At 50.3% G+C, this 15,346-nt stretch carries 13 protein-coding genes and 1 riboswitch; of the genes, 1 reads left to right on the top strand and 12 read right to left on the bottom strand.

Features of this window, described 5'->3' with window-relative positions; translation table 11 throughout:
• Positions 1-18 precede the first annotated feature (18 nt).
• From MHI37_RS04045 to ltrA, 6 genes are all read right to left on the bottom strand, one after another.
• Positions 19-873, bottom strand: coding sequence for a DMT family transporter (locus tag MHI37_RS04045; protein ID WP_076338710.1), 855 nt, complete (start codon positions 871-873; stop codon positions 19-21).
• A gap of 178 nt (positions 874-1,051) precedes the next feature.
• Positions 1,052-1,819 carry a DeoR/GlpR family DNA-binding transcription regulator gene (locus MHI37_RS04040; RefSeq protein WP_076338709.1) on the bottom strand — a complete coding sequence of 256 codons (768 nt, stop codon included), beginning with the start codon at positions 1,817-1,819 and terminating at the stop codon, positions 1,052-1,054.
• 116 nt (positions 1,820-1,935) lie between these two features.
• Positions 1,936-2,949, bottom strand: a complete 1,014-nt coding sequence (locus MHI37_RS04035) for a biotin-dependent carboxyltransferase family protein (RefSeq protein WP_076338708.1) — start codon at positions 2,947-2,949, stop codon at positions 1,936-1,938.
• Entirely contained in the window at positions 2,946-3,701 is a 756-nt protein-coding gene (gene pxpB / locus MHI37_RS04030) for a 5-oxoprolinase subunit PxpB (RefSeq protein ID WP_076338754.1), read from the bottom strand. The genes MHI37_RS04035 and pxpB overlap by 4 nt, the downstream gene beginning before the upstream one ends.
• A gap of 2 nt (positions 3,702-3,703) precedes the next feature.
• Complete coding sequence (locus tag MHI37_RS04025; protein WP_076338707.1) at positions 3,704-4,465, bottom strand: 5-oxoprolinase subunit PxpA; 762 nt, start codon at positions 4,463-4,465, stop codon at positions 3,704-3,706.
• 577 nt (positions 4,466-5,042) lie between these two features.
• Positions 5,043-6,305, bottom strand: coding sequence for a group II intron reverse transcriptase/maturase (gene ltrA / locus MHI37_RS04020; RefSeq protein ID WP_342556533.1), 1,263 nt, complete (start codon positions 6,303-6,305; stop codon positions 5,043-5,045).
• A gap of 249 nt (positions 6,306-6,554) precedes the next feature.
• Here ltrA and MHI37_RS04015 point away from each other — a divergent pair, with 249 nt between their 5' ends.
• Positions 6,555-6,839: a hypothetical protein gene (locus MHI37_RS04015; RefSeq protein ID WP_179090146.1), complete on the top strand. Its 285-nt coding sequence runs from the start codon at positions 6,555-6,557 to the stop codon at positions 6,837-6,839.
• A gap of 121 nt (positions 6,840-6,960) precedes the next feature.
• Here MHI37_RS04015 and MHI37_RS04010 read toward each other — a convergent pair whose 3' ends face one another.
• The 6 genes from MHI37_RS04010 to MHI37_RS03985 form a co-directional block, all read right to left on the bottom strand.
• The gene (locus tag MHI37_RS04010; protein WP_076335260.1) at positions 6,961-8,346 is read right to left on the bottom strand and encodes an NCS2 family permease; all 1,386 of its coding nucleotides are present in this window, start codon (positions 8,344-8,346) and stop codon (positions 6,961-6,963) included.
• 122 nt (positions 8,347-8,468) lie between these two features.
• Positions 8,469-8,569, bottom strand: a riboswitch (purine riboswitch).
• A 109-nt stretch (positions 8,570-8,678) separates the two neighbouring features.
• On the bottom strand, positions 8,679-10,733 hold the full coding sequence (locus tag MHI37_RS04005) for an iron ABC transporter permease (RefSeq protein WP_144023603.1): 2,055 nt from the start codon (positions 10,731-10,733) through the stop codon (positions 8,679-8,681).
• An 8-nt stretch (positions 10,734-10,741) separates the two neighbouring features.
• Entirely contained in the window at positions 10,742-11,764 is a 1,023-nt protein-coding gene (locus MHI37_RS04000; protein WP_076335258.1) for an iron-siderophore ABC transporter substrate-binding protein, read from the bottom strand.
• Between the two features lie 258 nt (positions 11,765-12,022).
• The gene (locus tag MHI37_RS03995) at positions 12,023-13,327 is read right to left on the bottom strand and encodes a 6-phospho-beta-glucosidase (RefSeq protein ID WP_076335257.1); all 1,305 of its coding nucleotides are present in this window, start codon (positions 13,325-13,327) and stop codon (positions 12,023-12,025) included.
• A 19-nt stretch (positions 13,328-13,346) separates the two neighbouring features.
• Entirely contained in the window at positions 13,347-14,318 is a 972-nt protein-coding gene (locus MHI37_RS03990) for a BadF/BadG/BcrA/BcrD ATPase family protein (RefSeq protein WP_256709870.1), read from the bottom strand.
• A gap of 84 nt (positions 14,319-14,402) precedes the next feature.
• Positions 14,403-15,296, bottom strand: coding sequence for an AraC family transcriptional regulator (locus tag MHI37_RS03985; RefSeq protein WP_076335256.1), 894 nt, complete (start codon positions 15,294-15,296; stop codon positions 14,403-14,405).
• Positions 15,297-15,346 lie beyond the last annotated feature (50 nt).

Here is a 15,346-nt window from a genome sequence, read left to right as displayed (position 1 = left end):
ATGTATTCACGCTATTGTTTAATACCCTGATGACGCAATCATGATGATGCCCATTACTACAGCGACCGAAGCCGTAATTCTGCGGGTCCCTTGCGACTCTTTTAATACAAATAGGCCGAGCAGTGTGCCAAACACGATGCCTACCTCGCGCATAGGGGCAACAGTAGAAACATTGGCACTCCTCGCTGCATACAGAAACAGTAAATACGAGCCTGGCGACAAAATCGCCCCAATCCAAATAATATGAAGATGCGTGCGAATGACATGCTTAAGCCGTTTTGAACGAAGAACGGCAGGCGTCAGTCCTAGTACAAACCCGATATTCGTCACTTCCAGCAGCGCAAGCGGAGAAAGATGCTGCAAATTCACTTTATCGATAAGCGTGTAGGTAGTAATGCATAATCCCACGCTCATCGCCAGCAGCACCGGCTTATAAACAGATTGATGCTGCCCTTTTCCCGAAGATCTTCCGAGCATGACGACGAACCCGACCAGCATAAAGCTGAGTCCGATCCAGCCCCACAAGGGCAGCGTCTCTTTCAATAACAATACGCCGATGGCCGGGATAAGCAAGGTTGGTGTCCCCCGCATGATCGGATACACTTGCGATAAATCGCCAGCAGTATAGGTGTAGGCGAGCAGCAGCGAATATACGCTTTGCATCACTAACGATGCCCCGATTAACAGCCACTGCGTCTGTGATAATGACGCACTTGCCAATTCATTGATGAGTGTCGGCAGCAATAGAATGGTTGCAGGCATATAAATCACCCATAAAAACAATGCTTTATCCGTGCTTTGCTTAGCCAGCATATTCCAGACTGCATGCGCCAAGCCTGAACACAAGACGAGAATAAGAGAAATGACAATCAAATCAGCAACACCTCCTCAGTATCACATATGAGATCCACATATTCCAACACAATATCACACAAACGCACATATTTACAATATATTAATATCAACTTTTCATTAGATCTCAACAAAAAAGACCCTTGGTATTTAACCAAGGATCCTTAGGACAATGAATGTCCCCTTTTGTTGCTTATCTCTACTCATGAACAATTTCAATGCCGCTCCGTTTATATTTATCGACTAGCTCATGGCCTATCTTCGAATCGGTAACGAAACGCTCTACATCCGCGCAACCGCATACCTTGAGCAGGGAAACCTGATCAAATTTGCTGCTGTCGGCAAGCGCGATCGTACGTTTCGCGTTTGCTTGCATAATTTTCTTCACCTGTACCTCGCCAATCGCATTGTCGGTAATGCCCTCGTCCAACGTAACTCCGCTCATGCTCATAAAAAACAAATCCGCATGAAAGCGGGAAGCGAATTCTTCGGCCAAATCTCCGATTATGCTCTGTTCTGCTTGACGGATAACACCTCCGATCATGATCAGCGTAAAACCAGGCACATCGATTAATTCATTTACGATCGGAAGCGAATTCGTAATAATCGTCAAGCGCTCGAACTTTGTCTTGAGCATCTTCGCAATCTGAGTATTGGTTGTGCTCACGTCGAGTGCGATGGACATTCCTTCCGTCACATATCGAATGGCGATCTGCGACAATTCCGTCTTCTCTGTCATGTAAATCGATTCCCGAATCGGCAGCGGGATTTCCCGGCTGTAATCCGGTTCTTTTAATATCGCCCCGCCATGAACCCGCTGCAATAAGCCCATGTTCTCTAAATGCTCCAGATCACGCCTTATCGTTTCAAAAGAAACGCCAAACGATTCCATAAGCTCCGATGCTCGAATCGATTTATCGCTATTAATTTTTTGGATTATTATTTGATGCCGCTGCTGTGCGAACAATTGCTACCACTCCTCTATGCCGTGCCTTCCGGTATTTCCAGCTTCTTGCTTAGTAGTCTACCATAAATCAAGCAAAGAGGCTCAGTCGCTAAGTGCAGTCTTCATCTTGCATCGCCTTATTTTGCGGCATTAAATTTTAATGCTATAGCGGCCTTCAGCATTCTCATGTCACGCTCGCTGTCCAAATAAAGCTGCTCCGCTTCTTGCTGCGTGATCCGTTCGAACCGAAAACGCTCGCCTGGCTTTAGCTGAGCAAAAACAGCAATGTCGACCGATGCGACCTGCGCGATACGCGGATAACCGCCCGTTGTTTGTCTATCGGCGAGCAGGACGATCGGATCTCCGTCAGCCGGCACTTGGACCGTTCCGTTTGCGACAGCCTCCGAAAGCAGCTCAAGCGGCTTAGCAAGCTTCAGCTTCTCCGTGCCTTCGAGCCGATAACCCATTCGGTCGGATTGTACGGAAATCTGGAAGCTTTGGCTAAATAAGCCCGCCCGGCTTGCCTCTGTAAACAGCTCGTAATGCGTGCCCGTCATCGCGCGAATGATCGGGTCCGCTAGATTGTCCGCTATCGCAAAATGGCTCGCATGCCAGTGAGGCAAAGCGAAGCTGCCATTCCATCCCAGGCGCAAAGCATGCTCCATTCGCTCTGAAAGCAAGCTCGGCGCCTTAGCTGCCAGCACGTCATCTGCCTTTAACGCCCTTCCGAAAAAACCGCCAATTGCGCCGCGCAAATAAGTGCTTTTGCTGCCCAGCACCTCCGGCACATCAAGTCCGCCCGCAACTGCCAGATAGGAGCGGCATCCGGATTGGCAAGCTCCGAATTTCACGCTCGTTCCCGCACGGACGAGCGCTGGCCTCCATAGGGGAAGCAGCTCGCCGCCTGCAGTAACAGACATGCGCGCTCCGCAAATGGCGAGCAGCGTATCCTTCTCTATAAATAGCTCCGTTCCCGTAAGCGTAATTTCCAGAACCGCTTCATTATCCGCATTGCCGACTAATAGATTGGCCGCTCGCGCCGCGCCCGTATCCATGGCCCCGCCGGCGATTACGCCATATTTTTGAAATCCGAATCTTCCTAGATCCTGAACGGTAACGTGCAAGCCTGTACGAACTACTTTTATAGTCATAACTCACCTTCCAAAAAGAGCTTATACTGCCGCTCCGTAATCGGCTTGAATCTAACCGAATCACCCGGTCTAAGCAGGCTCGGAATCTCGTCCTGAGGTCGGAAAAGAGCAAGCGGCGTTCTGCCGATCAGCTGCCAGCCCCCCGGCGTTGCAATCGAATAGACGCCCGTCTGTTTGCCGGCTATGCCGACGCTGCCTTGCGGAATGATCGTTCGGGGCGTCTGATGCCTTGGCGCGGCAATTCGTTCAGACATGCCTCCCAAATAAGGAAAGCCTGGCGCAAAGCCGAGCATATGCACCAAATAGATGCCGCCCGCATGAATGGCGATCACTTCCTCCTCCGTAAGTCCGTTATGCTCCGCTACTAGTCCAAGGTCAGGACCGTGCTCTCCGCCATAGCAAACCGGAATTTCAATCGTTCTAGCCGCCTGGCCGGAAGCGTTCAGCTGCCCTAGAGAGAGATAAGTCTGCACTCTCGCACATACGGTTTCAAAGATCGTAGCATGCTGAAGCTCGGCAGCAGCGCGGCTTCTCTTCACCAGCAGCGGGTCATAATGGATCGCTACCGAAACGAATGACGGCACGCATTCGATTAATCCGGCAAATGGCTTCTCCTCAAAACGACGGCTTAAATTCATGACAATTCGGTTCGTTTCTTCATCAATGGAGCTGCCTAAACGAATGATAATGGCAGAGTCCCCAAGCGGCAGCATTTCAATGGGAGCCTGCAGCTCTGTTGCAGTCTTCTCCATGCTCATACCCCCGCCCTCTGAACGGTTATGCCCGCTGCTTCTAATGCCGCCCGCAGTCTTATGACATGCTCTACTGCGCCTGGCGTATCCCCATGAACGCATACCGTATCCGCCTGCAATATAAATGGACTATGCTGCCGCGTACGAACCTCTCCGTCTCTGATCATCTTTATCGTTTGCTCTGCGGCGCGGGCAGGATCAGCAATTACCGCTCCCTCCGTCTCGCGCGGCGTAAGCGAGCCATCCGATTCATAGGATCGGTCTGCAAACACCTCGCTCACCGTACGCAGCCCGATAGCAGCTCCTGCTTGTATCAGCTCGCTGCCGGCTAAACCGAACAGCAGCAAGCTTGGATCCACACGATTTACTGCCTCAGCAATCGCATCAGCAAGAGCTCTATTCTTCGCAGCCATATTGTAGAGTGCCCCGTGCGGCTTCACATGAGCTACGGCGCCTCCCTCAGATCTGGCGAAGGCCTGCACCGCTCCAAGCTGGTATACGGTCAGCTCATATGCCTCCTCTGGTGTAATCGCCATCACGCGGCGGCCAAAGCCTGCCAAATCCGGCAAGCCGGGATGTGCCCCAATTGCAACCTTATTCGCAAGCGCCAGCTTGACTGTTCGGCGAATCGTCGCAGCATCACCCGCATGAAAGCCGCATGCAATATTCGCTGACGTAATATACTTCATCAGCTCATGATCTGAGCCAGCGCTGTAAACGCCGAACCCCTCTCCCATGTCGCAATTCAAATCAACTCGAAGCATCTTGCTCCCCCTCCAGTAGCCGAAAAAAATCATTTATCAAAAGTATATCAAATTTTCAGCCTACTCCTATTTTTTGCTGCCCTGCAAAAACATCTAGTTGTTCATAATAGTGTAGGAACAGATACCGTGAATCTGCTCCCTTGTTCCATTAAGCTATTGGGCAGTTTAGCGTCATAATTGATTAGTTGGAAAGCCCTTTGGACGAATCGCTCAAGGATTAGTCTAGGATAGTCGTAAATTCACTCCAAGCAGGAACCCCTGCTTCCTCCGCCCGCAGGCTATCTTGCACATTTGCACTAACTTCGCACTTTTTAGCCTCTGCGAGCTGCCTATCCTGCACATTTGCATTAGAATAGCTTGGTTTCAGCTTAAGGCACATCTGTAAAGCTGTCTATCATGCAAGGGTGCAACATAGACGAGTGGGGGATCGGAAAATCAGCTTCTATCCTGCTAGTGTGCAGGATAGCGTCATAATTGGTTAGTTGGAAAGCCCTTTGGACGAATTAAATCGAGTAGGAGGGGGTGACTAGCCCCCGTCCTCTCACACCACCGTACGTACCGTTCGGTATACGGCGGTTCATGTCATATTCCGCAATTGGTTGTATCTGTCCGTTAGACTCTTTAGACCAAGAGATGACCAGTATTGGTTATTTAATGATCGGTCGAGAATTGGACTACTTGCGATTCGCCAGTGTTTCTTCCTTGAATTCCCCCACTCGTACGCCTTCTGTTTCGGAACTCCCAGAGACTGTAGTTTTCTAACCTTTGTCTTAGGTTGTTTCCATTGTTTCCAGACACACATTCGAAGTCTTCTTCTCGTCCATGCATCCAACTCTCGAAATACACTCTTCGTGTCGGTTAGTGCGTAATAACCGCACCAACCTGTTAGATACGGATTGAGTTCTTTAATCCGCATTTCGATTGGGATCGGTTTGCTGCGGGAGGTGATCGCCTTGATCTTGGCTTTCACTCGTTGCAGGGTTGTCTTTGCCATCTTGATTCGCGGGTTCTGCTTATCCCAGCTGAACGTGAACCCCAGAAATTTGCGTTTCCACGGACGGTCTACCGCACTTTTCCTTCGGTTAACTTTCAGTTTCAGTTTATCCTCAATGAATGTGGTTATGGATCTCATCACCCGATCTCCTGCCTTCCACGTTTTCACGTAAATGTTACAGTCATCGGCGTATCTCACGAAGCGAAGGTTCCTCTTCTCCAGTTCTTTATCTAGTTCGTCTAATACGATATTCGATAATAACGGACTGAGTGGACCCCCTTGCGGTGCTCCTTCTGTTGTTGCTTGGACGAGACCACCTTCCATGACTCCCGCCTTTAGGTAAGAGCGGATCAGCCTCAGTACCGCCTTATCTGGTACTCGCTGCGCCACTTTTGCCATTAAGCGGTCATGATGGATGCGGTCGAAAAATTTCTCCATGTCAATGTCCACCACAAGGCGATGTCCTTCTTGCATGTACGTACGTGCTTTCCTTACCGCATCATGTCCTCGCCTTTTCGGGCGAAATCCATAGCTGTGTTCGGAGAACGTCGGGTCGAATACAGGGGTCAATACTTGCGTGATCGCCTGTTGTATGAGGCGGTCTGTCACGGTCGGTATGCCTAAGAGCCGAGTTCCACCGTTCGGTTTCGGGATTTCGACCCGCCTCGCTGGACTCGGTTCATAGGTTCCGTTCTCGATGCTTTCGCGAATGGTTTGCCAGTTTTGTACGATGTGTCTGCGTAAATCTTTTACCGACATACCATCTACGCCATGGCTTCCTTTATTCGCCTCAACCCTTGCTAGCGCCGACAGCATATTTTCTCGTGACAGCACTTTCTCAATCATCCTTCGATACACTCCCTTGCGTGAACGATTCTTTCTCTTTGTGCCGCTGATGGACTCCGCCCTTCTGGGTACCCTCACGTATTCACCGCTATTTTCCCCAGATAAGTCCTTTCGGATTGTCTGCTTTCATCATCCATCCTCGAACGCCAAGTTTCCTCATTCCTATTCCATGTTCAGCCCTTCCGCAGACGGTTGCAACCATCTGCGTACTATGGCGTCTGCTGACTTCTGTACGTTCAGCTTGCCCTCATGAGCAAGGTTACGGAGTTTGCTCCGCCTTCCGTACAGATCTCCCCAGGTAAGAACGCTATCTTCCTCTCCATCTATCTGCTTCATTTACTCTCGTACGCCTTCGGCAGTAAGGACTTTGACTTGTTATGCAGTCTCATCCAACGTACGCTAGCCTTGTATGAAGTTCGTGTTCCTCAGACCGGAGATTTGCCGTCGGCTTCCTTCAGATTCCATCTCGCGATGGACACCCTTGCCTTAAGCTATGGCTACTACTGCCTTCACCATTCGGGACTTGAACCCTAGAGATAGCGCCCATGCTGGGCGCACATAAGGGGTAAGCTTCGCTTACCCAAAACATATCAATTCTTAGATGTTCAAAAAAAAGAAGCAGCGCCGGTCCAGCGCTGCTTCTCTTCCATTAAAACTATTCTCCGCCCATGAATACGTAACGGCCAATAATAAGCACCGCTAGAATCCACATGAGCCAGTGTACCTTGTACTTGCCTTTGCCTGTTGCGTTAGCAACCGATGCAAGCAGTACGTACGAAACGATACCGAACGAAATACCGTTCGCAATGTTGTACGTAAGCGGCATGAGCGCAAGCGTCAGGAAGGACGGAATCGCATAAACCATATCTGAGAAATCAATGTCTTTCACCGATTGCATCATCAGCACGCCTACAATAATGAGCGCCGCAGCAGTTGCCGCGCCCGGAACGAGTGCAACGATTGGAGACAGGAAGATCGCAAGCAGGAAGCAAATACCTGTTGTTACTGCTGTAAGGCCTGTCCGTCCGCCCTGCGCAATACCTGCGGAGCTTTCAACGAATGCAGTAACCGTACTTGTTCCAAGCACTGCGCCGCCGCTGACGCCGATTGCATCTACGAACATCGCTTTACCAACACGTTTTTTGCCTGTTTCAGGATCTTTCATATATCCAGCACGGTTTGCCGTACCGACAAGTGTACCGAATGTATCAAACATTTCTACGAACGTAAACGTCAGAATGACCGTTACGAGACCAACCTCGAACACGCCTGCAAAGTCAAAATGCCAGAAGTTCATTTTGGAGAAGTCAGGCACCCATGTTTGACCAGTGAATGCTGCTTTCACATCAACATGACCCATTAGAATAGCAATAACAGTAGTACCTAGAATACCGAACAAAAGCGCTCCCGGTATGCGCAGTACCATCAGCACGCCAATAAGGAGCAATGCGATCACGGTAAGTACAACCGTTTCATTATGGAAGCTTCCCAGCTGGATAACGGTTTCGGAGCCGCCTACCGGTGTGAATACTCCTGCTTTAATGTCCGTAAAGCTGGAGACAGCGATTGTCATAATGCCGCTGTTCTTCAAGCCGATAATCGTAATAAACAAACCGATACCGACCGTAATCGCATGCTTCAAGCTGTCAGGAACAGCTGTAATCAGCATTTGGCGAATTTGGGTCAGCGTCAAAATAATAAAGATAATACCTGAAATAAAGACAGCCGTTAGTCCCATTGCAGGCGAGATCGGTGTATCCGTTGACGCCGAGGCGATCACAACGGACGCGAAATACGCATTTAGCCCCATACCTGGAGCAAGCGCGACTGGGAAATTAACGAACAAGCCCATCGCGATCGTGAAAATACCGGCAGCAAGCGCCGTTGCCAGAAAGACAGCCGTCCAGTCAAGACCTGCTGGCGTAAGTATGATTGGATTGACGGCCAATATGTAAGCCATCGTCATGAAAGTCGTCAGCCCCGCCATAATCTCTGTTCTGACATTTGTTCCGTGTTCCTTTAAGCGAAAGAAACGTTCCATTTTGATTACAAACCTCCCAAAAATGTGGTGGAACAAACAATGAAGCCTAGAAAAAAATGTGATAAATCACATTTCTCCTAGGCTCTGCAAAAAGGGGAAAAGTATTCTCGCTGGACCGCTGCGAGCTTTTCCGCCATTTTCGTAGCCTGATCATTTACGGTGACCGAGTAGAGACTCTCAAGCCGATTCTTGAGATTATACGAAAGATATGCTGTTGTTGTTTTCCTTTTACAATCTTAATGAGAATGCATCTATTTTGTCAATAACTTTCACGAACATTAATCACAGTAAATATCTGCAACATTCGTTTTTAGCATCCAGCTCCCTATCACTTATCTTTTCTTAATAAGTGAACGGTACATCAGAAACATAAAGTATGGAGCGCCAATCAGCATAATAATTAATCCGGAAGGAATCTCCTTCGGCGCCATCACCGTTCTACCAACCGTATCTGCCAGTACAAGCAGCAATCCGCCGAGCAAACCCGATAGAATAATCGAGCGTCTCGTGTGGTGACCGACCATCATCCGCACCGCGTGCGGCGCCATGAGTCCAAGGAACCCAATGGTGCCGACACTCGCCACAGCTCCCGCGGCTAGGAGTACGCCGATGATCATTGCCCAAAGCCGTGTTCCCTTTACCGGCAAACCGAAGCCTGTCGAGCTATCATCTCCGAAGGCCAGCAGATCGAATCTCCTGCCCAAATAATAAGCGACCGGCACAAGGATAAGAAGGAAGATATAAATGCTGTTAAACTGGCTCCAGCCGCGGCCGTAAGTCGTTCCGGTCAACCATACGAATGCCGTGCTGCTCCAGAGGCTTGCCTTCACGATCATCGCCTGTATGCCGGCAGAACCGATAGCCGACACCGCGATGCCGAGCAAGATGAGCACGGAAGGGTTAAGCGATTTACGCCAAGCTAGGGAAAACACAAACGCAGCAGAGATAATACCGCCCGCAATCGCGGCAAGGGGCAGCGCGAAGATCGGCAGCGTAGGCCAAGCAACCAGCACGACCAATGCGCCGAAGCCCGCTCCCGAGGTTACGCCGATAATAGAAGCGTCCGCAAGCGGATTGCGGACTGCGCTCTGGATGAGCACACCGCTAATCGCAAGTGCAATGCCGCCGCCTGCTGCGACGAGTGTCCGCGGCAGCCGCAGATTTAGAAGCACGGAGTACGAACCATCATCTGCACCAACAATGCTTCTGAGCAGCTCCATGATCGGAATCTTTGTTCCACCAAGCGATAAGCTGACGAGTATCGTCACAGCCAGCAATACGGTCATCAAGATCGCAGTCGGCACGAAGCGCAGGCGCAGCGGTGCACCACCGATGCTCATCGATGAAGTTCCCGCACCTGAACCGGAAACATTCTTCATCTTGGTCAGCACCAGCCAAATCAGCCAAGGCGCACCGATGATCGCCATGACCGCTCCTACCGGCATCTCGCCGAGACTGCTGCGCACCATGCGGGCAAGCACATCCGCAGCCGTTATGAGCAGCGCGCCCCACAGCGCGCTCGCCGGAATGAGCAAGCGATGCTTGCGAATGCCGGAGAGGCGAACCAGATGGGGGGCTACAAGTCCGACGAAGCCGATCGGCCCCACAACACTGACCACGATTGCGGCCATAAACACCGAGAGAGCCAGTCCGGCTGCACGGGTTAAGCCGACTTTCTGTCCTAATGACTTAGCCGTTGATTCATCCAGCTCCAGCGCATCGAATTGGCGCCCAGCGAATACAGAAATGGCAAGCAGTATCGTCACGAACGGCCAAGCGTACTCGACTCCGCTCCAATCAAGCTGTATGAGCGTGCCCCCACCCCATAGGAATAGCGACTGCGTTTCCGTCTCCTTAAAAATATGAATAGCCGACGTAAACGCGCCGAGCACCATCGAAACGATCATCCCCGACAGCGCAAGCCTGACCGGCGTTGCCGCCCGACCCCCGCCAAGGAAATATGCGGCTAGCGCCGCAAGAAAGCCACCTGCAGCAGCCAATACAAAAGGAGCTTCATGCTGCAGAGCGGGAAAAGCGACCATTCCGAGCACAACCATAAAATATGCCCCGGCATTAATTCCGAGCGTATCCGAGGCTGCAAGCGGGTTTTTCGTAATCGTTTGCAGCAAAGCCCCCGCTGCCGCCAGCGCTGCCCCGGCAAGAATTCCGATTACTGTCCGCGGCATACGGATATCCCAAAGCAGATTATGCTCCATGATGTCCTGTCTGTGCAGAAGGCCGTTAAATACGATCGACGTCGGTATTTTCGCTTCACCAAAGCAGAGACTAAGAATAAACAGAACGAAAAGGGCGGCAAGGCCGCCCCCGAATATTAAGATTATTCGCCAAATCATACCCTGTGAGGCTTCGTTTTTGTGGTTCGTCATGAGCTCGCTCATTTCGTTAATGTATTTACGACTTGGTCAACGATTACCTTGGAGGAGATCGGACCGCCGAATACCCATGTGTTGCCGTCAAGAGCATAGGTACGTTTTTCTTTCACAAAGTTAAGGCCGTTCCATACGGAATTGTCTTTAAGCGTACCTGAGAAAATATCATCGTCTTTTTGCACGATGTAGATCAGGTTCGTATCTTGAACAGCTGGAAGTGCTTCTACCGTCGAAGTGCTAAAGCCATAAAGCTCGAATTGCTCCGGCTTCCAATCATTTTTGAGGCCAATGCGATCCAGCGTTTGTACCGCTAGGGAATTATCCATGAACAGACGCATCGTTGCTGCATTCTGATAGCTGAATGCTTGTGTCAGCACATAGCCCAGACCTTCTTTACCCGCTGCAGCCAGCTTCGTTTTCGCATCTGCGTAATGCTGGTCCAGATCAGCAAGCACTTTATCGCCTTCAGGCGTTTTGCCAACTGCTGCCGCAATTGTTTTGAACATACTAACCATTTCTGTGTATTGATCGCCTTGGCCTTCAACCGGATACAGGCTGAATATCAGTGTTGGCGCAATGCCTTTCAACTGATCATAGATCGCTTCATGACTATCTGTGTTTGCAATAATCAGGTCAGGCTTGAGGGATGCGATCGTCTCCAGGTTAGGCTCGTGACGGAAACCAACGTCTGTCACGCTTGCGTCCAGAGGTGCTTCACCCGTTACCCAGACCTTATAGCCCTCATTGTCCGCGTTGCCCACTGGCTGCATGCCAAGTGCGATCATGTCCTCCGTGAATGTCCATTCAAGCACAACAACCTTTTGTGCCGGTTCCGCAAGCGTTACCTCGCCTTTGGCATCCTTGACGACAATCGGAGCAGCTGTTTCCGCACCGGCTGCATTCGTTGCAGCTGCATTGCCGTTTGTTTCTTTTCCTGCCGTGTTGTTAGCCGCATTATTCGCTCCGCAGCCTGCCGCTACCAGCATCACGACGATTACCATAATTAAGCTCATTAAACGTTTGTTCATTTTCTCTTACCCCCTATTTTTTTAAACCCTTACTTCTGCTTTTGGATGGATAGTCCTTTTCAACAAGCTGATAATGATTATCATGTTCAACAACATTTGTTATCATATAACTGATAGCGCCATATGTCAATGTAAATTTTTTCTTAGTTTCAGCATTTATTCTGATAGTAATTTCATAACAAAAAGCACGACAAAAAGGCGGGAATACTGCTCCCGCCCTTCCTGTCTTCTGCTGTGCCGAAAACTTTATACCATTTCTTATTTAAAGAAATTTGGCAAATAGTCTTTATTGGCGTCAAGCATCTCTTCAAGCAGCCGCTTTGCAACCGAAACGCTCGGAACGAGCGGATGATGAACAAGAGCTTGCAGCGCAATCCCTTTGTCTCCACTAACTGCAGCAGCGATAGTGAGCGACTCATACGTTTTCACTGCATGCATCAGCCCTTTAATCTGATCGGGAACACGCTGCAATGGCAGCGGTATCGGTCCCTGCGCCGTCACGACGCAGTTGGCCTCAATGCTCGCATCCTCCGGCAAAAAGCTCATGATGCTGCCGTTTCTCACGTTCAGCGTCTGGATGTCGCGTTTATCCGTATACAGCGAGTGCATGAGATTTACCGCAGCCTCAGAGTAATACGCACCGCCGCGCTGCTCAAGCTGCTTCGGCTTCTCATTCAGATTAACGTCCTTATAGAGCTCAAACAGCTCAGCTTCCACGCGGCTGACGACCTCCGCGCGAGTACCTGTTTTCTCAAGAGACTCCTTCATGTCCGCAAGCATTGCATCCGTCATATAGAAATAGCGCAAATAATACGTTGGCAGCGCGCCTAACGAGCGGAGAAAATCCGCATCCCAATCAAATGCGGTAACGTTTGTAGCCGAATAGTCCTTGCTTCCAGCGATCATCTCCTGCAGCTTATCCACGCCATTCACGTACGCGGCCGTGATCCAGTGCAGGTGGTTAATGCCAACGAACTCAGGCAGCACGTTGCTTTCGTTTACCCCGTACTCCTTCGCAAGAAACTTCTGAAAGTTGATCGGTGAATTGCATAAGCCAACCGTCTTGACCTTGCTGTGCTTCATAACCGCTTCCGTCACGATGCCTGCGGGGTTCGTGAAATTCAGCATCCATGCGTCAGGAGCAAGCTCCTCAATATCCTTGCAAATATCGAGGATAACCGGCACTGTGCGAAGTGCCTTGAACATCCCGCCTGGACCTGTCGTCTCCTGCCCGATAACGCCGTGGGAAATTGGAATATGCTCATCACGGCGACGTGCCGCAAGCAGTCCCACCCGTATTTGTGTCGTCACAAAATCCGCGCCAGCAATCGCTTCGCGGCGATCTAACGTCAGCTTTACCTCGATCGGGACCCCAGCCTTCTGAATCATTCGCTTCGCAAGCTCGCCAACGATGAACAGCTTGTCGCGTCCCTCCTCGATGTCGACGAGCCAAAGCTCGCGAATGGGCATCTCGTCGTATTTTTTAATGAAACCTTCAACGATCTCAGGTGTATACGAGGAACCCCCGCCGATGACTGCGACCTTTAATGCTTTTTTGGACATAGGAATATGCCTCCCGATATTAATAGGTTATTGTTCTAAGCAGCGCATCAACCGAATCGCTAATGACAAGACCGCTGCTTTCCATTGCGCTCATAACGGCTCCAATGACAGGATCAACAGTAAGCTTAACCACTTTCGCCCCCGGTACTGCCGAAAGCAGCTCTTCATTTATCGCATCAATCATATGAGAGGTGCTTCCGCGCGTGAAAATACTGCCTGCCAGCACGACGTCAAACCTTTCCTGCTCCATCTTAAGGCGCATTAGCAGCGCAATCACGGCGTTGGCATGCTCACGCCCTTCTTCCTGCAAAATACGAATCGACACTGCATCGCCCATTGCCGCTGCCTCAAACATGACCTTCGCCAGGTCAGCGGATGGACGTTTGCCATCATCGAGGGCATCGTCATACATTTCTTGTATCGTAGAATAACCGAGGTGCCTCGGCACGAGTTCACTAAGCAAAGTAGCCTGCTCTCTGCCCTGCCAGGCGCGAACGGCACTCCTAAAGGCATGGATCGCCAAATCGCTTCCCGAGCCTTGACCATCTCCGAACAAATAGCCGAAGCCGCCATACTGAAGCTCTTCCCCCTTCGGGCTGCGGGCAGCCGCATTAAATCCGGTTCCGCTAATAATGACTGCGCCATACGATTGCTTCGTTCCGGCTCGCATCCCAATCATTGTATCGCATGAGATGGCATGCTTCGGATAATCAAGCGAAGCAATCATCGGACGCAGAATGGCGTAATCCGGCTCACGATCCGCGCCTGCAAGCCCAAAATAAGCGAAATCCACTTGTTCCTTCGCTGCTCCTGCTTCCTGCAGCGCTTGCTGGCAAGCTTCATCGATGCTGACTCTCGCCTTAGCATAAGCCGTCTGATGATTGCCATTGCCGCTCAGTCCACTCCCTAGCACCTGACCAGCCTCGTTAACGAGCAAAGCATGCGTCTTGCTGCCCCCGGCATCTATTCCCAGAAAAATAATGGCGATCACACTCCTTATTCGAATGACTCATAAGCTAATCATAAGAAGAAACTTATACTTTCCTATATTTTAAAACAAAAAACATCGTTCTTCTTATGAAAAAGAACGATGTTCTGATACGATCTTACTGTTCTTATCGTTTCTGACCTCGGAGGGCAGCTTGCCCACATGCTGCTTGAACAGCCGATTAAAATTAGACAGATTGCGAAAGCCGCATTCCTCTGCTACTTCTATAATCATTTTGTCGGTAGACTCCAGAAGATGGGCCGCCTGTGACAGCCTCAGCTGAATTAAATAATCCATCGGCGAGGTTCCGACCACTCGTACGAATAGCGCACTAAACCTGGAGATGCTCAAATGAGCGCACTCCGCCAGCTCTCTCAAAGTCCATGGATACACAACGTCATCCTCGATCTTGCGCAGTACGGCTCGAATAACGTCCATCCCCCGCTTATGGTATGCCTTCGCCGCATCATTTTTCGCAAAATATCGGTTGACGAATGCTAGAAGCTGAATCAGCTGTGCGCGTACAATGACCTCAAAATACGGCTCCTTGCGAGTATACTCTGCAGCCATGTCCGATACGATCCCGCCGATACGTCCATGCATTGGATTGCTTCGGTCAAGCCTATTCTCAAAGCGATTGCCGAGCTCGCGGAAAGGAACAAGCAGCTCCGGAGCATAGCGCTGCTCCAAAGCTAGGTAGACCGGATCAAACATAATGACACTCATCACCAGCTCCTTCTCTTCGAAGGCGCGGTGAAGATCATTCGAATCAATGAACACTAGATCACCTTGCTGAAACTCATGACGATTTCCATTGATCAAATAATAGCCGCTGCCTTTTTCTATATAGTTAATTTCGAGTGCCGTATGAAAGTGCAGCCTCTGAAAAGTAGGCGTTACCCCAATAGACTGAGAAATCACCAATGGATACGCGTGCGGCAGCTCGATGATATCCTTGCTAATGGAAGGATGAAGCTTCATGGTGACCTCCTCAAAGGTTTGCTTTAGCAAACCTGACTTCGTAAGCGTAC

Source organism: Paenibacillus sp. FSL H8-0548 (assembly GCF_038630985.1).
GTDB lineage: Bacteria > Bacillota > Bacilli > Paenibacillales > Paenibacillaceae > Pristimantibacillus.
The sequence above is the reverse complement of the archived record's forward strand: the minus strand, read 5'-3'. Positions and strand labels throughout refer to the sequence as shown.